Origin of the sequence: Rhodopseudomonas palustris, from assembly GCF_003591005.1 — a bacterium.
Taxonomy (GTDB): domain Bacteria; phylum Pseudomonadota; class Alphaproteobacteria; order Rhizobiales; family Xanthobacteraceae; genus Rhodopseudomonas; species Rhodopseudomonas palustris_K.
The window spans coordinates 159,864-178,313 of the sequence record NZ_QYYD01000010.1 but is presented as its reverse complement, the minus strand read 5'-3'; the positions used below and the strand labels follow the sequence as shown (position 1 = coordinate 178,313).

The following is an 18,450-nucleotide window of genomic DNA, read 5'->3' as shown; positions in this document are numbered from 1 at the left end:
GGCTTACGATGTTGAGCCGCTCCGTATCATCGCTCTCTATCACCGCTCTCGGCCGTCATGCGCGGGCTTGACCCGCGCATCCATCGCGTGTGAGCGCGTGCCCTCAGCTCAGCGGCTTCAGCACGCGTGCCAGCATCGCGTGGATCACTTCGTTTCCGCAAACGATGTCGCCGGTCTTCAGCACGTCGCCGCCGTTGATGTCACCGACGGTGCCGCCCGCTTCGCGGATCATCACGATGCCGGCCGCAATGTCCCAGGGCGACAGATTGCGCTCCCAGAAGCCATCGAAGCGGCCGGCCGCGACCGCGGCGAGGTCGAGCGAGGCGGTGCCGAAGCGGCGCAGGCCGGCGACCTTGGGCTGCAGCGCCGCCATCTCGCGCTGGTTCTGGCCGAAATCGCCGCGGCCGAGATGCGGCAGGCCGCAGCCGATCACGCAGTCATGAAGCTGGTTACGCCCGGCGACGCGCAGCCGGGTGTCGTTGAGGAACGCGCCCTTGCCGCGCTCGGCGATGTACAGCTCTTCGTTGGCCGGATTGTAGATCACGCCGGCGATCGGCGTGTCGTCGCGTACCAGGCCGATCGAGATGGCGAAATGCGGGATGCCGTGCAGGAAGTTGGTGGTGCCGTCGAGCGGATCGACGATCCAGGTGTGGCTCTTGTCGCTGCCCTCGCGGTTGCCGCCTTCCTCGCCGATGAAGCCGTAGCCGGGCCGGGCCTTGGCGAGGTCGTCATACAGCATCTCCTCGGCGCGCTTGTCGGCGAGCGAGACGAAATTCGCCGGGCCCTTGAGCGACACCTGCAGGTTTTCGATTTCGCCGAAGTCGCGCTTGAGGCTGCGGCCGGCGCGGCGCGCGGCTTTGACCATGACGTTGATGAGAGCGGAAGAAATCATGGCGGTCTCGCGGCGACCTGCGACAGGTCTGACAGAGGGATTTGCGGGGATTTGGTTGGGCCGAAGGGGTGCCCTGCGCAAGTCGCGGCGTCAAGCCTCGATCGGCTGCCGGCGCGCGGCCGTCACTTCGCGCCGAGCCATTTGCGGGCGGCCTCCTGGGCCTTGGCGCGATCCTCGGCGCTGAGTTGCGCCTGCGCCTCGTCCAGCATCAGATCGCCCTTGCCGGACGTCTTGGCGATCAGGTGCCATTTGATCGCCTCGACCGGGTCGCGCGGCGCGCCCTGGCCGTTGAGCAGCACATGGGCCAGCCGGTTCTGGGCGATCGGGTTGTTGGCCCGGGCCGCCTTGCGCAGCAGCGCCACCGCCGCATACTCGTTCTTCGGAGTCCCGGTGCCGTTGTAGAGTGCGATGGCGTATTCGACCTCAGCGGCGACATTGCCGGCGACTGAAGCGCCCTGCAGCAGCCGCACCGATTGCTCGAGATTCTTCTCGACCCCGGTGCCCTCCTTGTAGAAGGTCGCCAGCGCATACTGGGCCTCGGGATTGCCGGCGTCGGCCGCCACCCGCAGCAGCTCCGCGGCGCGCTTGACGTCCTGCGGGAAGGTCTGGCCGTCGAGATATAGCAGCGCCAGATTATACGCCGCCTTCGGCTCGCCGAGCTTGGCGGAGGAGGCCAGCCATTTGGCCGCTTCCTCGCGATTGGCCGGGCCGCCGCCGCGGCCGGCCATGCGGGCCATCGCCAAGGCAAACATCGCTTCGCGATCGCCGAGATCGGCCGCGCGACGATACCACTCGACGGCCTTGTTGTAGTCACGCTTGGTGCCGAGCGCGTTGCCGTAGAGTTCGCCCAGCATGGTCATCGCCTTGGGGTCGCCCTGCTCCTGGGCGCGCTTCATCGCCAGGTCGAACGCGGTCTTGTAGAAGCCGCGCTGATACGCGCCGTACACCAGATCGACATTCGGATCGTCAGGCGCAGCCGCGGCGTCCGGCGCCGGCGTTTCGGTTCCGGCTTTGGCGGTCGGCTTCGCCGCCTTGTCCTTCTCGGCCGGTTTGGCGGCGGCCTTCGGAGTGGGCTTCGGCTTCTCCGGCTCGAGCGGCTTCGGGAACGGATTGGGTGGAGCCGGGGTGAGCGACATCTGCGCCGACGCGCCGGTGGCGAGCAGCAACAGGGCCGCAGCGAGCGAGATCGGGCGCAGCGAAGGCATCGATTATCCTTGGGCCGTAGTCGGCGCGGCGCCGGCGGTGGTGAAGCCGCGCTTCAGGGCCGCTTCGGCTTCGGTCAAAGCGGTCGTCTCTTCGCCGGCCGCCGCCCAGACGAATTCGCCGACCAGCACGAAATCGGCGCCCGCCGCTGCAAAAACCTCGACTTCGTCCAGCGACGTCGCATAGCCGACGCAGGGCGGCTCGAACAGCTCCGCCCACCAGTTCAGCCGCTCGGCGATTGCTTCTGTCGACGGCCGCGTGCCGTCGTCGGCCGGTTCGCCGAACAGTACGTAGTCGGCACCGGCTTCACCGGCGGTCATCGAGTCGTGCCGCGTCTCCAGGCGTCCAACCCCGGCGATGCGGGACGGCTGCAACTGCGGCAGCCATTCCTGCATCTCGGCGATGCCGCCGAGATGCGCCCCGTCGGCGCCGCCGCGTGCGACCAGATCGGCATGGCCGTCCAGCAGCAGCGCGGCGCCGGCCGCTTGCACCACGCCTGCCGCCGCCTTGATCCGGCCGATCAGCGTCCGCGGATCCGACGGCGCCAGCCGCAGCAGCACGGCCGCGACATCGGCGGCTTCGAGCAGACGCGGCAGCACCGCCAGCAGCGGCGCGGGATCATCCAGAACCGGCGTCGCCAGATACAGGCGCGGCGCCGGGCGGGGCGGGGCAGACTTGGCCATTGCGCTTAGGCGGCCTTCTTGCTCTCGAGCGACGAACTCCACTCGCCCTTGCTGGCGAGCGAGTTCATCTTGGCCCGATGGGTGAACGCAGCCTGGCCAGCCGCGACGTTGTCGACCTTGCCGGACCACGCCTTCTGCGGCGCGGCCTGCAGGGCGCGGCCGTAGGAGAAGGTCAGACCCCAGGGCAGGCCGCCGATCTTGTTCATGGCGTCGAGATGCGCGGTGGCTTCCTCGTCGGACTGGCCGCCGGACAGGAACGCGATGCCCGGCACCGCCGACGGCACGCAGGCCTTCAGCAGCTTGACGGTCTTCTCGGCGACTTCCTGCACGGAGGCCTGCTTGGCCGACTTCTTGCCGGGGACCACCATGTTGGGCTTCAGGATCATGCCCTCGAGCGCGACCTTCTGGTAGTACAGCTCCTGGAAGGTCTCCTTGAGCACGAACTCGGTGACCTCGTAGCAGCGGTCGATGTCGTGATCGCCGTCCATCAGCACTTCGGGTTCGACGATCGGCACGATCTGCGCCTGCTGGCACAGCGCCGCGTAGCGCGCCAGCGCATGCGCGTTGGTGCGGACCGCAGTGTAGCTCGGAATGCCGGCGCCAATATCGATCACCGCGCGCCATTTCGCGAAGCGGGCGCCCTGCTTGTAGTATTTGGCCAGCCGCTCGGCGAGCTTGTCGAGGCCGGCGGTGATCAATTCGCCGGGGCAGCCCGGCAGCGGCTGCGTGCCTTCGTCGACCTTGATGCCGGGGATCGAGCCGGCCTGTTCGATCAGCTTGACCAGCGGTGTGCCGTCGGCGGCGTTCTGCCAGATGGTCTCGTCGTACAGGATGACGCCAGAGATGTACTGGCTCATCGCTTCCTGGGAGCGGAACATCATCTCGCGATAATCACGGCGGTTATTCTCGGTGGATTCGACGCCGATCACGTCGAAGCGCTTCTTGATGGTTCCGGAGGATTCGTCGGCCGCGAGGATGCCCTTACCGGGGGCGACCATCGCCCGGGCGATCTTGTTGAGGTCGGCGAGGTTCATCAATGTCTCTCCTTTGGGGTGTTTTTTGGGTTTTGTTCGCGCAGCAAGTTGGTCGCTAGGTCTTAGACAATGCCCAGGAAAATGGCGAGGGCGCGATTAACCGCGGAGATATCTTCGGGAGACAGGCGGCCGATCACGGGGCCCGTCTTCTCCCGCAGAACGGTCGCCGCCTTGTCGACCATAACGAGGGATCGCTCTCGCAAACCATTCGTCGGCGACGGTGCGATCATGACGCGACATGGCTCACTGTCGGTCAGGTGACTGGTGAGCGGCAGCACTGTCACCGAATTCAGATGCGCGTACCTGTTTGACTGAACGATCAAAGCCGGCCGGGGCTTACCATATTCGCCGCGGAGTGCGACCGTTATCAGATCGCCATACATCATTGCCAATCGCTGAAGTCACCGAGTTCCAGCATTCCCTCGAGAACTCGACGGCTCTCTTCGTCGGCATTGATCACCGCAACGGCCCGCGCGATTTGCTCCTTGAATTCCGGGGTGTCGACGTCTGGAACCCAGATGGTCACCGGCTTCAGCCCCAACGCCTTCATCTTGTCGCGGTGGCGGCGAACACGTTCGGCGCTGGCGCTGCGTGGCTTCGCTGCCCTGCCGGCGGCGGCACGCTTGCCCTTGGCGGGCTTGTCGACTTTCCTGTCCACCGGAATGCCTCCGTCCGGAGCGTTACATGTAACGCAACATAAGCTCGGGACGGCGGGGTCGCAAGCCGGCGCGGTTGTGGCGCCGGCCGAGTCGCTTCACTTCGCCCGCAGCACCTCGACGCCCGGTAGCGGCTTGCCTTCCATCCACTCCAGGAAGGCACCGCCGGCGGTCGAGATGTAGGTGAAGTCGCCCGCCACGCCTGCGTGGTTGAGCGCCGCGACGGTGTCGCCGCCGCCCGCCACCGAGATCAGCTTGCCGGCCTTGGTGCGCTTGGCGGCGTGCCTGGCGGCCTCCACCGTACCCTTGTCGAACGGCGTCAGCTCGAACGCCCCGACCGGGCCATTCCAGACCAGTGTGGCGGCGTCGTCGATCGCCGCGTGGATGCGCTCGATCGAGCGCGGGCCGACGTCGAGGATCATGGCGTCCGGCGGAATCGCGTCGAGCCCGTAGGCGAACGACGGCGCGTTGGCCTCGAAGTGATAGGCCACGGTGGCGTCGACCGGCAGGATGATGGCGCAGTTCGCCGCTTCGGCCTTCGCAAGGATGCGTAGCGCGGTGGGGGCGAGATCCTTCTCGCACAGCGACTTGCCGACCTTGACGCCCTGGGCGTGCAGGAAGGTGTTGGCCATGCCGCCGCCGATCACCAGCGCCTGCACCTTGGTGACGAGGTTTTCCAGCAGGTCGATCTTGCTCGACACCTTGGCGCCGCCGACGATCGCGATCACCGGCTTGGTTGGCGCTTCCAACGCCTTCTCGAGCGCGACCAGTTCGGCCTGCATGGTGCGGCCCGCATAGGCCGGCAGCTTGTGGCCCAGGCCTTCAGTCGAAGCATGGGCGCGGTGCGCGGCCGAGAACGCGTCGTTGACCCAGATGTCGCCGAGCTCGGCGAGCTTGGCCACGAAGGCGGGGTCGTTCTTCTCTTCCTCGGGGTGGAAGCGGGTGTTTTCCAGGCACAGGATGTCGCCGTCCTTCATCGCGGCGATCGCCTTCGCAGCGGGCTCGCCGACACAATCCTCGGCGAACGCGACCGGCTTCTTGATCACCTCGGCGAGGGCAGCGGCGACCGGCTTCAGCGAGTTCTTGTCGTCGCGCCCCTTCGGCCGGCCGAAATGCGCCAGCAGGATCACCTTGCCGCCCTTGCCGGCGATCTCGGTGATGGTCGGCGCCACGCGCTCCAGCCGGGTGGCGTCGGTCACCTTGCCGGCTTCCATCGGCACGTTGAGATCGACGCGGAGCAGCACGCGTTTGCCCTTCACATCGACGTCGTCGAGGGTGCGGAATGATTTGGTCATGATGAACCCTTTGCGTGGGGCCCATCCTTCGAGACGCCTCGCTGCGCTCGGCTCCTCAGGATGCGGCTTACGAAAGCGGCGCGGAGAGCAAGCTCCCCGCGCCCTGTCTGGATCCTCATGTTGAAGAACAGGCAAAGCCCGCGTCTCGAACCATGAGGAGACGAGTAGTCAGTTCGTCAGATCAGCTTGCCGATCGCCACAGCGGTGTCGGCCATGCGGTTGGAGAAGCCCCACTCGTTGTCGTACCACGACATCACGCGCACCAGCGTGCCGTTCTGCACCTTGGTCTGGTCCATGTGGAAGGTGGACGAGTGCGGGTCGTGGTTGAAGTCGATCGAGACGTTCGGCGCGTCGGTGAAGCCGAGAATGCCCTTCAGCTCCTGCGAGGCGGCGCGGCGGATCGCGTCGTTGATCTCTTCCTTGGTGGTGGCCTTCTTGGCGACGATCTTGAGGTCGACCACCGAGACATTCGGGGTCGGCACGCGGATCGCGACGCCGTCGAGCTTGCCCTTCAGCTCCGGCAGCACCAGGCCGATCGCCTTGGCGGCGCCGGTCGAGGTCGGGATCATCGACATCGCCGCGGCGCGGCCGCGGTAGAGATCCTTGTGCATGGTGTCCAGCGTCGGCTGGTCGCCGGTGTAGGCGTGGATCGTGGTCATGAAGCCGGTCTCGATGCCGACGGTGTCGTTCAGCACCTTGGCGACCGGGGCCAGGCAGTTCGTGGTGCACGAACCGTTCGACACCACCATGTGGTCCTTGGTCAGCGTGTCGTGGTTGACGCCATAGACGATGGTCGCATCGGCGCCGTCCGATGGAGCCGAAACGAGGACTCGCTTGGCGCCGGCGGTCAGCAGCGCGGCCGCCTTGTCGCGCGCGGTGAAGATGCCGGTGCATTCCAGCGCGATATCGACGCCGATGTCCTTGTAGGGCAGCGCCGACGGGTCCTTGATGGCCGTCACCTTGATCTTGCCGCGGCCGATATCGAGCGCGTCGCCGTCGACCTTGACCTCGTGCGGGAAGCGGCCGTGCACCGAGTCGAAGCGTAGCAGATGGGCATTGGTCTCGACCGGGCCGAGATCGTTGATCGCAACGACTTCGATGTCCTTACGGCCCGACTCGTAGATCGCCCGCAGAACGTTGCGGCCGATACGGCCAAACCCATTGATCGCGACCCGGACTGCCATCCAATTTCTCCTCGGTGCTAATGCTATTCGATTGTTATGGGGAAGGGGATTCCCCGTACTTGCGCGGTGTCATGCCCTGAATGCACTGCGGTTGCAATGCGCTCATTTGTCGAATCTCGCCAGGGCCTTACTTGCCGGCGAGACGGCTGGTCGCGGCCTCGACGACCGCTTCGGCGGTAATGCCGAAATGCTTGTAGAGCTCCTTGGCGGGGGCGCTGGCGCCGAAGCTCGACATGCCGACGAAACCGCCCTCCGGCCCGATCACGGCGTCCCAGCCGAACCGCACCGCGGCCTCGATCGCGACCTTGACCGGCGCGTCGCCGATGATCGCCTTGCGGGTCGCTTCGTCCTGCTGCAGCAGTAGCTCGAGCGACGGTACCGAGACGACGCGGGCCGAGACGCCCTTGTCGGCCAGCAGTTTCTGCGCCGCGACCGCGATCTCGACTTCCGAGCCGGTGGCGAAGATGGTCACCTGAGCCTTGCCGCTTGCGGGGACGAGTTCATAGCCGCCCTTGGCGCAGCGATTGTCGTCGGATTTGGTGGTGCGCACCGGCGTCAGGTTCTGCCGCGACAGCGCCAGCACGGTCGGCCCGTCGGTCCGCTCCAGCGCCAGCTGCCAGCATTCGGCGGTCTCGACCGGGTCGGCCGGGCGGAACACCCGCATGTTCGGCATCGCGCGCAACGAGGCGAGGTGCTCGACCGGCTGATGGGTCGGGCCGTCTTCGCCGAGCCCGATCGAGTCGTGGGTCATGATGTAGACCACCGGCACATGCGACAGCGCGGCGATCCGCATCGACGGTCGCGCGTAGTCGGCGAAGCACATGAAGGTGCCGCCGGCCGGCGCAAAGCCGCCATGCATCGCGATGCCGTTCATGGCCGCCGCCATGCCCATCTCGCGGATGCCGTAGTGAATATACCGCCCGCTGAAATCATCCGGCGTGACGTCCTTGGCATGCTTGGTGCGCGTGTTGTTGGACGGCGTCAGGTCGGCCGAGCCGAGCAGCATCTCGGGCACCACCTCGACGATGGTCTCGAGTGCGACTTCGCTGGCCTTGCGGGTGGCGATGGTCTGCGGCTCGTCGACCAGCCTGTCCTTGAGCTTGCGGATCGCGCTGCCGAGCGCCGACGGGCGCTTGCGGTCGATAACCCGGCGCTTGAATTCACCGCGCTGCTCGGCCGGCAGCGCGTCCAGGCGCTTCTGCCAGTCGGCGTGCGCCTTGGCGCCCTTGCTGCCGACCTCGCGCCAGGCATTCAGCACGTCGTCCGGAATCTCGAACGGGCCGTACTCCCAGCCCAGCGCCTTCTTGGCGCCGGCGAGTTCTTCGGCGCCGAGCGGCTCGCCATGCGCCTTGGAAGTGCCGGCTTTCTTGGGGGCGCCGAAGCCGATCGTGGTCTTGCAGGCGATCATGGTCGGCCGGTCGGAGGCCTGCGCCTTGCGGATCGCGTCGGCGATCGCGATGGGATCGTGGCCGTCGATCCGAAACGAATTCCAGCCATGCGCCTGGAAGCGTGCGACCTGGTCGACATTGTCGGTCAGCGTCAGCGGGCCGTCGATCGAAATGCCGTTGTCGTCGTACAGGAAGATCAGCTTGCTCAGCTTGAGATGGCCGGCCAGCGCGATCGCTTCGTGGCTGACGCCTTCCATCAGGTCGCCGTCGGAGCACAGCACGTAGGTGTAGTGATCGACGATCTCGCTGAATTCGGCGGCGAGCAGCCGCTCGGCCAGCGCGGTGCCGACCGACGACGCCACGCCCTGGCCGAGCGGGCCGGTGGTGGTCTCGACCGAGTCGGTGATCGAGTTTTCCGGATGGCCGGGCGTCCGCGAATCCAGCTGACGGAAGTTCTTGATCTGGTCGAGCGTCATCTCCTTGTTGCCGGTCAGATACAGCAGTGCATAGAGCAGCATCGAGCCGTGGCCGGCCGACAGGATGAAGCGATCGCGGTCCGGCCAATGCGCATCGGCCGCGTCGAACTTAAGAAAGTCGCGCCACAGCACGGTGGCGACGTCGGCGGCGCCCATCGGCAGGCCCGGGTGACCGGATTTGGCCTTCTCGACCGCATCCATCGCCAGCGCCCGGATTGCGTTCGCCATACGGGAATGATCGAGTTTCGCCATGATGTAACCACCTGAAAACGTGTGTGTGCCGGCCCTCCGCGGCGCGGAGCGCAATGTCGCTCCGGCACAGCCAGACACGCAAGGAGGCCAAAATACCGGGTGCCGGGGTGGCATAGCACCATGATCCGGCGAGTCCAAGGCGGCGGCAGTCATGCACGGTGCAGGCACCAAGGTAGGAGCCTCGGATCAACCCGAGGGCCGCGCTTTATGGTGCATAGTCCAGCAGCAGCGTTGCGCTCGGCTGCCTTGCTGCGTAAATTTCGTGCTCTAAGGGCTTGCCCAATCGTGGTTTTTGTTTGGATGCGAGAAGCTGCGAGGGTCGCGCGACCATGACCGATCGTCCTGCCGGTTCCATCAGCGCCGATCAGGCTCCCACCGAGATCGTCGCCGCCGCGCGCCGCCTTGCCGCGGCGCTTGAGGCGTTGGAGGGCGCGGTGGAGCGCCGCGCCGAGGCGGATCGCGACGAGGACGAGCTGGCTTCGCGGATTCAGGCGCTCGGCGCCGACCGCTCGCGGCTCGCGGACGAGCTCGACGGCTCGCTGGTGCGCACCCGCAAGCTGGAGCGCACCAATCGCGAAATCGCGCAGCGGCTCGACTCGGCGATCGGCACCATTCGGGCCGTGCTCGAGACCGAGCCCGCCGAGGAGGAGCCGTCATGAGCGCGAAAGACGCGGCCGGCTCGGCCAACCACGTCAACGTCACCATCAACGGCCGGCAATATCGGATGGCCTGCGAGCCGGGCCAGGAGCCGCAACTGCTCGGCCTCGCTGATAATCTGGAGAGCCGCATCCAGAGCTTGCGCGGCCGCTTCGGCGAGATCGGCGACGCTCGCCTCACCGTGATGGCCGCGCTGATGATGGCCGACGAACTGCTCGACGTGAACGGCCGCCTCGCCGCGCTTCAGCAGGAAATCGACTCGCTACGCGAAGACCGTAGCCAGTCGGTCGAGCGCACCATCACGACAAATCGCGCCGTCGCCGCCGCACTGAACAGCGCCGCCGAACGCATCGAACGCACCACCCAAGTGCTGAACCGCACCATCGGCGGCGGGATCGCGATCGGGTAGTTACTACGCTCCGACCTCTCCACGTCATTGCGAGCGCAGCGAAGCAATCCAGGAGCGCCGAGCACGGCGCTGGATTGCTTCGTCGCTGCGCTCCTCGCAATGACGGGGAGAGGGTGTTGCTTGCGGCCAAGAGCCGTCGTTACTTCCTGAACGCCGCGACTAATTCTACATGCGGCGTATATTTGAATTGATCGACCGGCGTCACCTTCTCCAGCCGGTAACCGCCGTCGATCAGCAGCCTTGCATCTCGCGCGAACGTCTGCGCGTTGCAGGACACCGCGATGATCAGCGGCACTTTGCTCGCCGCGAGCTGCGCGGCCTGGGCCTGTGCGCCCTGGCGCGGCGGGTCGAACAAGACGGCGTCGAAATCGAGAAGCTCCGGCGGCGCCAGCGGGCGGCGAAACAGATCGCGCGGCTCCGCCTTGATGGGCTTCAGGCCCGCGGTCACTTGCGCGGCCTTGTGCAGCGCTGCCACCGCCGGCGCATCGCTGTCGCAGGCGAACACGCGCGCCTTGGTGGCGAGACGCAGCGCGAACGGGCCGACGCCGCAGAACAGGTCGGCGATCAGCTTGGCGCGCTTGATCTCGGCGAGGGCCAGATCGGCCAGCGTCTGCTCGCCGAGCGCGGTGGCCTGCAGGAAGGCGCCGGGCGGCAGCGTGACGCGCGCGGGACCGATCATCACGGTCGGCGGCATCCGCATCAGCACCAGCTCGCCGTGCCGCGTTAGCCGCGCCAGGCGGTGCTGCTCGGCGAGCTTCGACAGGGCCGCAATCATCTTCGACGGCAGCGGGCCGGAGCCGCGCACATCGACATCGAGGCCGTTCTCGGCGGCAGTAACCTGAATATCGAGCGGCTTGCCTACAGGCGTCAGCGCCTCGGCCAGTGCCCATGCCGCCTCGATCGCACCGTTCAGGCCCGGATCCAGGATCGGGCAATGATCGATCGCTACCACGTCGTGACTGGCCGGGGCACTGAATCCGACCTTGAGCACGTCGTGCGTGCCTCGGCGCGCATGCAGCGTGACGCGGCGGCGGCCGGCGCCGTGGGCGTCGATCAGCGGCGCGACCTCGCAGTCGATCCTCGCCTGCGCCAGAGTTTCGACCACCAGATTGCGCTTCCAGGCGCGATACGCATCGTGCTGCCAGTGCTGGATCGCGCAGCCGCCGCAGACGCCGAAATGCGGGCAGAACGGCTCGATCCGCTCCGGGCTGGCGATGTCGACGCGCAGCAGCTTGCGGCGATCGGGATGGCCCGACACCAGCGCCGTCTCGACCGTCTCGCCTCCCAGCGCATAGGGTACATACAGCGTGCCGCTGGCGGCGAGGCTGACGCCGTCGCCGCGGTGGCCGACGTGATCGATCTTGAGAATTTCGGTCATGCCGACGCGATATAGCGCGTCGCGGCCGGCCTCACACCTGTGCGGTTCAACAATTCGCTACGCACTCGGCACCGCGGTCCGGCTCAGGAGATGGAAACGCCACACCAGCAGCGCGGCGTATACCATCAGCCCTATCGCCAGCCCGATCCAGACGCCGAAGGGACCATATCCGGCCGTAAAGCCGAGCAGCCAGCAGCACGGGAACGCGATCACCCAGAAACACAGCACGGCGAACAGCAGCGGTACGCCGGTGTCGTTGCGGCCGCGCAGCGCGCCGTTGGCGACCACCTGCAGGCCGTCGGCGATGAAGAAGCTGGCGCCGACGATCAAGAGCGCCGCGGTCAGCTCCGCGGTGGCGGCCGATTGCGCGCTGTCGCCGAGGAACAGGTTTGGGATCTGGTGCCGCGTCAACGCCACCAGCAGCGTCATCGCCGTCATGAACACCAGGCCGATCGTGATCGCCGCGAAGCCGGCACGCCGTGCCCCCTCCGCATCGGCGCGGCCGATCGCGTGCCCGACCCGCACGGTGGCGGCGATCGAGATGCCCATGGGCACCATGAACATGATGGCGGCGATCTGCAGGGCGATCTGGTGTGCAGCAAGCGCGGTGGTGCCGAATTGGCCCATCAGAAGCGCGGCGGCGCCGAACACGCCGTATTCCAGCAAGGAGGCGCCCGAGATTGGCAAGCCGAGATGCAGCAGCCGGCCCATCAGCGGCCCGTTCAGCCGCCACAATTCGCCGAACACCCGATATTTCCGGAACGGCCGCATGGTGACGCAGACGATCGCGGCGGCCACGCACATGCCGACCGCCACGATCGCGGTGGCGAGGCCGGCGCCGAAGATGCCGAGCTGCGGCAGGCCGTAGCCGCCGTGAATGAGCCGATACGCCAGACCGAGATTGATCGGGATCGCCGCCAGCATGATCCACAGCGCCGGCTCCGGCCGGTTCACCGCGCCCATGAAGCCGCGCAGCGCGATGAAGATCCACGACGGCAGCAGCGACCAGGCGAGGCCGTCGAGATACAGCCCGGCCAGCTTCGCCGTCCCGGCATCCTGGCCGAGCCCGAGCAGCATCTGTTCGCCGAACAATTGCCCGATCGTCAGCGGCACGCCGGCGATCACCGTCGCCCACAGCCCGACCCGCAATGCGGCGCGCACCTGCCGCGGATTGCGCGCGCCGACCGCCTGCGCGGCCAGCGGCGTCACCGCCGAAACCAGGCCGAGACCCATCGTGAAGGTTGCGAACAGCACCGTATGGGCGAGCGCGGCGGCGGCGACGGATTGGTCGCCGAGCCGGCCGATCAGCGCCAGGTCGGTGGTCATCATGGCGATCTGGCCGAGCTGCGTCAGCGCCATCGGCGCTGCGAGCCACAGCGTCTCGATGACTTCCGTCCGCCACGCAGACGATTTCGCCGGCGCAAACGCGCCGGCGCTGAGCTCCGATCCAGGGTGAGTCATGCCGCGCACCATAGCCGAAGTTGCGGCGGGAGTAAGACTGGTGCGACTGCGAAGCTGAGGCGAAGCTCTTAGAAAACTCAAAGCCTGACCGGGAATGCGTTCTTTGAAATTAAACGCTCCCGTCTCCACGCGTCATGCCCGGCCTTGTGCCGGGCATCCACGCCTTGCTGAAAGAAACGCAGCGAAGGCGTGGATGGCCGGGACAAGCCCGGCCATGACGGAGTTTGTGAGCAAATTAGCCGACCGCAAAATGTGGCTGAGAGCTCGGCCCGAGTTTGAGGCAGGCTGTCAGGATGAGGTCGGTACCTGCGCAAAGGACGTCAGCCGCGCCGTGCGGCGAGGAAGAATTCGGTGTTGCCGTCGCCGCCGGCGATCGACGAGGCGAACACCTCGATATCGGTGCAGCCGAGCGAGGCGGCGTAGGCGGTGATGTCGTCGATCACCGCCCGATGCGCCTTGGCGTCGCGGACGATGCCGTGCTTCGACGGCACTTCGAATTGCGGCTTGATCAGCGCCAGCAGACTCATCGGCGCTGCCGCGAGCGACAGCGCGGTGGGTAGCACCAGCTTCAGCGAAATGAAGCTGGCGTCGATCACGACGACATCCGGCCGTTGCGGCAGGCGTTTGCCTTCGAGGCTGCGGATGTCGGTGGCTTCCATCGAGACGATCCTGGGATGGCCGCGCAGCGACGGATGCAACTGATCGCGGCCGACATCGACCGCGAACACCAGCGCCGCGCCCTCGGCCAGCAGCACCTCGGTGAAGCCGCCGGTCGAGGAGCCGACGTCGAGGCAGACGTGGTCCTCGATCTCGATCGGATAGCGCTCGAGCGCGCCGGCAAGTTTGACGCCGCCGCGCGACACCCACGGATGCGCCGGCTCGGCCTGCAAGCTGGCGTCGGGCGCGATCGGCTCGGACACCTTGGTGACTTGCTTGCCGTCCGCGAACACCAGGCCGGCCTCGATCGCCGCCTGCGCCCGTGCGCGGCTCTCGAACAGGCCACGCTCGACAAGGACGACATCGGCGCGCTTGCGGGGCGGGGTGTCGTTTGACTGGGCCATGATTAGTTCGCCTGTCGCAGCAGCCGCTGCGCCGCGATCTGCACGCAGCTTTCGAACGCGGTGAGATCGTGCCAGAGATCAGCCGGTGCGGCCGGCAGCGTGACTAGCGGAGCGCCGTGCAGCTCCAGGCAATGCATCAGCATCAGATTATCGGGCAGGCCGAAATCCTCCACGGCGAGCCCGTCGGCGCCGATCAGTAGGCCGTCGCGGTTGCTGATCGTCTCGAACCGCGCTACGCGGTCGACGTAGCTCGCCGGATCGTTCGAATAGCCGAGCACCAGCTTGCCGCGCCCGGCCATATAGCCGAGCTCGTACACGGTGCCGGCGTCGGCACTCGGCCCGCGGAACGGCGTCAGATTGGCGATGATCGCATCGGCGCGGTCCATCATCGCCTCGTTGCCGCGAAAGATCTGCAGCGACGCATCATGCGCCGCGAGCGCGACGGCGTTGTCGAGCGGGAACAGACCGGTGAGCCCGTAGCGCGCGCAGAGTTCGACCTTGCGCCGGCCAACGTCGAGGGCGTCGAGCAAGAAGACGTCGGGACCGGCGAGATAAATTGTCGTCATCGCAATCGGGGACAGGCTAGCTCCGCGGTACTTCCTGGCCAGGAGAGCCAATAGCACCGCTGTTGGGCTACTTCCGACCCTAAGGAAATCTCTCCGTCATTGCGAGGAGCGTAGCGACGAAGCAATCCAGCTCAGTGCACGGCGCTGGATTGCTTCGCTTCGCTCGCAATGACGTTGATGATGTGCGTCGATCCGGCGGAAGTCGCCTACGCCAGCTTCGACGTCTCGGCCTGAACGTCCTTGCCGAGGGTTTCGAACACCTTCTTGACGATCGCCTTGGCGTCGAGGCCGGCGCGGGCGTACATCGCGGCCGGGGTGTCGTGATCGAGGAAGACGTCGGGCAGCACCATCGAGCGCATCTTCACTTCGCCGTCGAGCTTGCCGTGGTCGGCCAGCGCCTGCATCACGTGGCTGCCGAAGCCGCCGATCGAGCCTTCCTCGATGGTCAGCAGAATCTCGTGGTCGTTGGCGAGTTTCAGGATCATGTCGAGGTCGAGCGGCTTCATGAAGCGCGCGTCGGCCACGGTGGTCGAGAGCCCAAGCGTCGCCAGCTCCTCGGCGGCCTTCTCGCATTCGGCCAGGCGGGTGCCGAACGACAGCAGCGCGACCTTGTTGCCCTGGCGGACGATGCGGCCCTTGCCGATCTCCAGCGGGACGCCGACGTCCGGCATCTCGACGCCGCGGCCTTCGCCGCGCGGGTAGCGCACCGCGCTCGGCCGGTCGTTGATCGCCACCTGGGTCGCCACCATGTGCACCAGCTCGGCCTCGTCGGCCGCCGCCATGATCACCATGTTGGGCAGGCAGCCGAGATAGGCGTTATCGAACGAGCCCGCATGGGTGGCGCCGTCGGCGCCGACCAGGCCGGCGCGGTCGATCGCGAAGCGGACCGGCAGGTTCTGAATGCAGACGTCGTGCACGATCTGGTCATAGGCGCGCTGCAGGAAGGTCGAGTAGATCGCGCAGAACGGCTTATAGCCTTCGGTGGCGAGGCCGGCCGCGAAGGTCACGGCGTGCTGCTCGGCGATGCCGACGTCGAAGGTGCGCTTCGGGAATGCCTTTTCGAAGATGTCGATGCCGGTGCCGGACGGCATCGCGGCGGTGATGCCGACGATCTTGTCGTCCTTCTCGGCTTCCTTGACCAGACTCTGGCCGAACACGTTCTGATACGACGGCGCGTTCGACTTCGCCTTGGACTGCGCGCCGGTCGCGATGTCGAACTTGACCACCGCGTGATACTTGTCGGCCGCGGCCTCGGCCGGGCCGTAGCCCTTACCCTTCTGGGTCACGACGTGGATCAGGAACGGGCCGGCGTCGGCGTCGCGGACGTTCTGCAGGATCGGCAGCAGGTGGTCGAGGTTGTGGCCGTCGATCGGGCCCACATAGTAGAAGCCGAGCTCCTCGAACAGCGTACCGCCGCCCATCATGAAACCGCGGGAATATTCCTCGGCGCGGGCGGCGCGGTCGGCGATCACCTTGGGCAGATGCTTGCCGATCTGCTTGCCGGCCTCGCGCAGCGACCGGTAGGTCTTGCCCGAATACAGCCGCGACAGATACGACGACATCGCGCCGACCGGCGGGGCGATCGACATGTTGTTGTCGTTGAGAATGACGATCAGGCGGGAGTTCATCGCGCCGGCGTTGTTCATCGCCTCATAGGCCATGCCGGCCGAGATCGAGCCGTCGCCGATCACCGCGATGACGTTGTTCTTGATGCCCGACAGCTCGCTGGCCACCGCCATGCCGAGGCCGGCCGAGATCGAGGTCGAGGAATGGCCGGCGCCGAACGGATCGTAATCGCTTTCGGTGCGCTTGGCGAAGCCGGACAGGCCGCCCGGGGTGCGCAGCGTGCGGATGCGGTCGCGGCGGCCGGTCAGGATCTTGTGCGGATAGGCCTGATGGCCGACGTCCCAGATCAGGCGGTCGCGCGGGGTATCGAACACGTAATGGATCGCGGTGGTCAGCTCGACCACGCCGAGGCCGGCGCCGAAATGACCGCCGGTGACCGAGACCGCATCGATGGTTTCTTGCCGCAATTCATCGGCAACCTGTCGAACTTGGTCGATTCGAAGCTTGCGGAGATCTTCCGGAGTGCGGATGGTGTCGAGAAGCGGCGTCTTACTCAATTCGGTCACGGCGATAATCCCAGTCTTGACTATGGGGCTGGTGAGGCCCGCGACGAATGGTCCGAACTATCCTGTCTGCGGAGCCCACCAGGCTTCCGCCTCCTTGTTCAGGAGAAATCAACGATCGAAGCCCGGCAGCGCTCTACCGTCGTGAGTGATCTCGATCATTGAATCTGGATCACGTAAGTACGGCAGCATGCGTCTACCGAACTTGACACTAGCCGTCAGGCAAGTGTCACCCTCGGCGCATAAGCTCATACCCTTACACAAACTTGAATTCAAAGCCAATCAGGGCCTGCCCAACGCTTGGCCGGCCTGCTTAAACTTTTGCCCAAGAGGGACGATCCCGTGACGTTTTCGACCACACTGTTGTGTGTTGGTCACGCCAGCTCCGGTTCGATGTAGGGTGCCTGGGCACCAGATGACACCCGGAAAGCTGTCGATTTGCTGAACAGCCCGATTATTGGACGTCGAGCGGCTCGGTTCCGCTGGGCTGGCCGCTGGCGTCGGTCGTAATCTTGTCCACGCGGGCCTCCGCCTGCCGCAGCAGATCCTCGCAGCGCCGCTTAAGTGCTTCACCGCGCTCGTAAATCGCCACCGACTCCTCAAGCGGAACCTTGCCGTCCTCGAGTCGCTTGACGATGGTTTCGAGTTCCTCCATGGCGCGCTCGAAGCTCAATTTTTTGACATCGGCGGCGGCGTCGGCCATCGGCGGCTCCTGGGGTGCGCCGCGGCGCGGCCGGCGGCAATGATAAGGCGATGAGGCCGAAGCGCTATTCAGCGCCCATCAGGGCGCCGACATGGGCGGCGACCGATTCACTCAGGCCCTGCAGGTCATAACCGCCCTCGAGCACCGAGACAATGCGGCCGCCGGCGGTCTTGTCCGCCACGTCCATCAGCTTCTGGGTCACCCAGGCGAAGTCCTCGGCCTTCAGATTGAGGCTCGCCAGCGGATCGCGGTAGTGCGCGTCGAAGCCGGCTGAGATCACGATCAATTCCGGCGCGAAGCGTTCGAGCTGCGGCAGGATCGCGGCCTCGAAGGCGTGGCGGAATTCCTTGCCGCCATCCTCGGAAGCGAGCGGCGCGTTGACGATGTTGTCGTGCTCGCCGCGTTCTGTGGTCGACCCGGTGCCGGGGAATAGCGGCATCTGGTGGGTCGAGCAGTACATTACGGTGCGGTCGCCCCAGAAGATGTCCTGCGTGCCGTTGCCGTGATGGACGTCGAAGTCCACCACCGCGGCGCGCTCGATGCCGTATTTGCGCTGCGCATAGCGCGCCGCGATCGCGGCATTGCCGAAGAAGCAGAAGCCCATCGGTTTGGTGACTTCGGCATGGTGGCCGGGCGGGCGCGTCGCCACGAAGGCATTGGCGGCCGTCCCCTTCATCACCGCATCGACCGCCGACACCGCGCCGCCGACGCCGCGCAGCGCGGCCTCGAAGGTGCCCGGCGACATCGACGTATCACCGTCGACATAGACGATGCCGCTCGACGGCGACATGTGGCGCATCTCGACGATATGGTGATCGGTGTGACACAGCGCGATGTGTTCGAGCGAGCCGATCGGCGCCTCGCCGCGCGCCAGCGTCGCGAACCGCTCGGCGGTCAGCGTCTTGTTGACGGCGATCAGCCGTTCGGCGCGTTCGGGATGGCCCTCCGGCGTATGATGTTCGAGACACGCAGAATGCGTCAGAAATAACGTGGTCATTCGGGAGCGCCTGAACGTCCGATCAG

The 18,450-nt window shown here is 66.4% G+C and carries 18 protein-coding genes; 2 read left to right on the top strand and 16 right to left on the bottom strand.

Going from position 1 to position 18,450, the window contains the following annotated elements; genetic code table 11:
* Positions 1-103: 103 nt before the first annotated feature.
* The 9 genes from D4Q52_RS11880 to tkt all read right to left on the bottom strand — a co-directional run bounded on the left by D4Q52_RS11880 (position 104) and on the right by tkt (position 9,063).
* The gene (locus tag D4Q52_RS11880) at positions 104-892 is read right to left on the bottom strand and encodes an inositol monophosphatase family protein (RefSeq protein WP_119856759.1); all 789 of its coding nucleotides are present in this window, start codon (positions 890-892) and stop codon (positions 104-106) included.
* Between the two features lie 122 nt (positions 893-1,014).
* Positions 1,015-2,097, bottom strand: a complete 1,083-nt coding sequence (locus D4Q52_RS11875) for an SEL1-like repeat protein (protein ID WP_119856758.1) — start codon at positions 2,095-2,097, stop codon at positions 1,015-1,017.
* 3 nt (positions 2,098-2,100) lie between these two features.
* Positions 2,101-2,778 carry a thiamine phosphate synthase gene (locus tag D4Q52_RS11870; protein WP_119856757.1) on the bottom strand — a complete coding sequence of 226 codons (678 nt, stop codon included), beginning with the start codon at positions 2,776-2,778 and terminating at the stop codon, positions 2,101-2,103.
* Between the two features lie 5 nt (positions 2,779-2,783).
* Positions 2,784-3,812 (bottom strand): class I fructose-bisphosphate aldolase, encoded by a 1,029-nt coding sequence (locus D4Q52_RS11865; RefSeq protein ID WP_119856756.1) that lies wholly within the window; start codon positions 3,810-3,812, stop codon positions 2,784-2,786.
* A gap of 62 nt (positions 3,813-3,874) precedes the next feature.
* A complete protein-coding gene (locus tag D4Q52_RS11860; protein ID WP_425328477.1) occupies positions 3,875-4,195 on the bottom strand; it encodes a type II toxin-antitoxin system PemK/MazF family toxin in 321 nt (106 codons plus the stop codon).
* Positions 4,195-4,470, bottom strand: a complete 276-nt coding sequence (locus D4Q52_RS11855) for an antitoxin MazE family protein (protein ID WP_119856754.1) — start codon at positions 4,468-4,470, stop codon at positions 4,195-4,197. Before D4Q52_RS11855 ends, D4Q52_RS11860 begins: the two co-directional genes overlap by 1 nt.
* 96 nt (positions 4,471-4,566) lie before the next feature.
* Complete coding sequence (locus D4Q52_RS11850) at positions 4,567-5,763, bottom strand: phosphoglycerate kinase (protein ID WP_119856753.1); 1,197 nt, start codon at positions 5,761-5,763, stop codon at positions 4,567-4,569.
* A 176-nt stretch (positions 5,764-5,939) separates the two neighbouring features.
* Positions 5,940-6,947 carry a type I glyceraldehyde-3-phosphate dehydrogenase gene (gap, locus tag D4Q52_RS11845; RefSeq protein ID WP_119856752.1) on the bottom strand — a complete coding sequence of 336 codons (1,008 nt, stop codon included), beginning with the start codon at positions 6,945-6,947 and terminating at the stop codon, positions 5,940-5,942.
* 127 nt (positions 6,948-7,074) lie between these two features.
* The gene (gene tkt, locus D4Q52_RS11840; protein ID WP_119856751.1) at positions 7,075-9,063 is read right to left on the bottom strand and encodes a transketolase; all 1,989 of its coding nucleotides are present in this window, start codon (positions 9,061-9,063) and stop codon (positions 7,075-7,077) included.
* 329 nt (positions 9,064-9,392) lie between these two features.
* Here tkt and D4Q52_RS11835 point away from each other — a divergent pair, with 329 nt between their 5' ends.
* Together D4Q52_RS11835 and D4Q52_RS11830 are read left to right on the top strand one after the other, a co-directional pair.
* On the top strand, positions 9,393-9,722 hold the full coding sequence (locus D4Q52_RS11835) for a DUF4164 domain-containing protein (protein ID WP_119856750.1): 330 nt from the start codon (positions 9,393-9,395) through the stop codon (positions 9,720-9,722).
* Positions 9,719-10,129, top strand: a complete 411-nt coding sequence (locus tag D4Q52_RS11830; RefSeq protein WP_119856749.1) for a cell division protein ZapA — start codon at positions 9,719-9,721, stop codon at positions 10,127-10,129. Before D4Q52_RS11835 ends, D4Q52_RS11830 begins: the two co-directional genes overlap by 4 nt.
* A gap of 139 nt (positions 10,130-10,268) precedes the next feature.
* Here D4Q52_RS11830 and D4Q52_RS11825 read toward each other — a convergent pair whose 3' ends face one another.
* From D4Q52_RS11825 to D4Q52_RS11795, 7 genes are all read right to left on the bottom strand, one after another.
* Positions 10,269-11,507, bottom strand: a complete 1,239-nt coding sequence (locus D4Q52_RS11825; protein WP_119856748.1) for a class I SAM-dependent RNA methyltransferase — start codon at positions 11,505-11,507, stop codon at positions 10,269-10,271.
* A 57-nt stretch (positions 11,508-11,564) separates the two neighbouring features.
* Positions 11,565-12,980, bottom strand: a complete 1,416-nt coding sequence (locus tag D4Q52_RS11820) for an MATE family efflux transporter (RefSeq protein ID WP_119856747.1) — start codon at positions 12,978-12,980, stop codon at positions 11,565-11,567.
* A gap of 308 nt (positions 12,981-13,288) precedes the next feature.
* On the bottom strand, positions 13,289-14,029 hold the full coding sequence (locus tag D4Q52_RS11815; protein ID WP_119856746.1) for a TlyA family RNA methyltransferase: 741 nt from the start codon (positions 14,027-14,029) through the stop codon (positions 13,289-13,291).
* Positions 14,030-14,031: 2 nt separating this feature from the next.
* Positions 14,032-14,595, bottom strand: a complete 564-nt coding sequence (locus D4Q52_RS11810) for a nucleoside 2-deoxyribosyltransferase (RefSeq protein ID WP_119856745.1) — start codon at positions 14,593-14,595, stop codon at positions 14,032-14,034.
* Positions 14,596-14,801: 206 nt separating this feature from the next.
* Entirely contained in the window at positions 14,802-16,718 is a 1,917-nt protein-coding gene (dxs, locus tag D4Q52_RS11805) for a 1-deoxy-D-xylulose-5-phosphate synthase (protein ID WP_182915293.1), read from the bottom strand.
* A gap of 460 nt (positions 16,719-17,178) precedes the next feature.
* Positions 17,179-17,427, bottom strand: coding sequence for an exodeoxyribonuclease VII small subunit (locus tag D4Q52_RS11800; RefSeq protein WP_119856743.1), 249 nt, complete (start codon positions 17,425-17,427; stop codon positions 17,179-17,181).
* 64 nt (positions 17,428-17,491) lie between these two features.
* The gene (locus tag D4Q52_RS11795; RefSeq protein ID WP_119856742.1) at positions 17,492-18,424 is read right to left on the bottom strand and encodes a histone deacetylase family protein; all 933 of its coding nucleotides are present in this window, start codon (positions 18,422-18,424) and stop codon (positions 17,492-17,494) included.
* Positions 18,425-18,450 lie beyond the last annotated feature (26 nt).

Coding starts and splice junctions, on each gene's coding strand:
- D4Q52_RS11795 (WP_119856742.1), bottom strand. CDS start 18,424: ATGACCACGTTATTTCTGACGCATTCTGCGTGTCTCGAACATCATACG.
- D4Q52_RS11830 (WP_119856749.1), top strand. CDS start 9,719: ATGAGCGCGAAAGACGCGGCCGGCTCGGCCAACCACGTCAACGTCACC.
- D4Q52_RS11800 (WP_119856743.1), bottom strand. CDS start 17,427: ATGGCCGACGCCGCCGCCGATGTCAAAAAATTGAGCTTCGAGCGCGCC.
- D4Q52_RS11875 (WP_119856758.1), bottom strand. CDS start 2,097: ATGCCTTCGCTGCGCCCGATCTCGCTCGCTGCGGCCCTGTTGCTGCTC.
- D4Q52_RS11870 (WP_119856757.1), bottom strand. CDS start 2,778: ATGGCCAAGTCTGCCCCGCCCCGCCCGGCGCCGCGCCTGTATCTGGCG.
- tkt (WP_119856751.1), bottom strand. CDS start 9,063: ATGGCGAAACTCGATCATTCCCGTATGGCGAACGCAATCCGGGCGCTG.
- D4Q52_RS11820 (WP_119856747.1), bottom strand. CDS start 12,980: ATGGTGCGCGGCATGACTCACCCTGGATCGGAGCTCAGCGCCGGCGCG.
- D4Q52_RS11825 (WP_119856748.1), bottom strand. CDS start 11,507: ATGACCGAAATTCTCAAGATCGATCACGTCGGCCACCGCGGCGACGGC.
- D4Q52_RS11835 (WP_119856750.1), top strand. CDS start 9,393: ATGACCGATCGTCCTGCCGGTTCCATCAGCGCCGATCAGGCTCCCACC.
- D4Q52_RS11810 (WP_119856745.1), bottom strand. CDS start 14,595: ATGACGACAATTTATCTCGCCGGTCCCGACGTCTTCTTGCTCGACGCC.
- D4Q52_RS11865 (WP_119856756.1), bottom strand. CDS start 3,812: ATGAACCTCGCCGACCTCAACAAGATCGCCCGGGCGATGGTCGCCCCC.
- D4Q52_RS11860 (WP_425328477.1), bottom strand. CDS start 4,195: ATGTATGGCGATCTGATAACGGTCGCACTCCGCGGCGAATATGGTAAG.
- D4Q52_RS11815 (WP_119856746.1), bottom strand. CDS start 14,029: ATGGCCCAGTCAAACGACACCCCGCCCCGCAAGCGCGCCGATGTCGTC.
- gap (WP_119856752.1), bottom strand. CDS start 6,947: ATGGCAGTCCGGGTCGCGATCAATGGGTTTGGCCGTATCGGCCGCAAC.
- D4Q52_RS11850 (WP_119856753.1), bottom strand. CDS start 5,763: ATGACCAAATCATTCCGCACCCTCGACGACGTCGATGTGAAGGGCAAA.
- D4Q52_RS11880 (WP_119856759.1), bottom strand. CDS start 892: ATGATTTCTTCCGCTCTCATCAACGTCATGGTCAAAGCCGCGCGCCGC.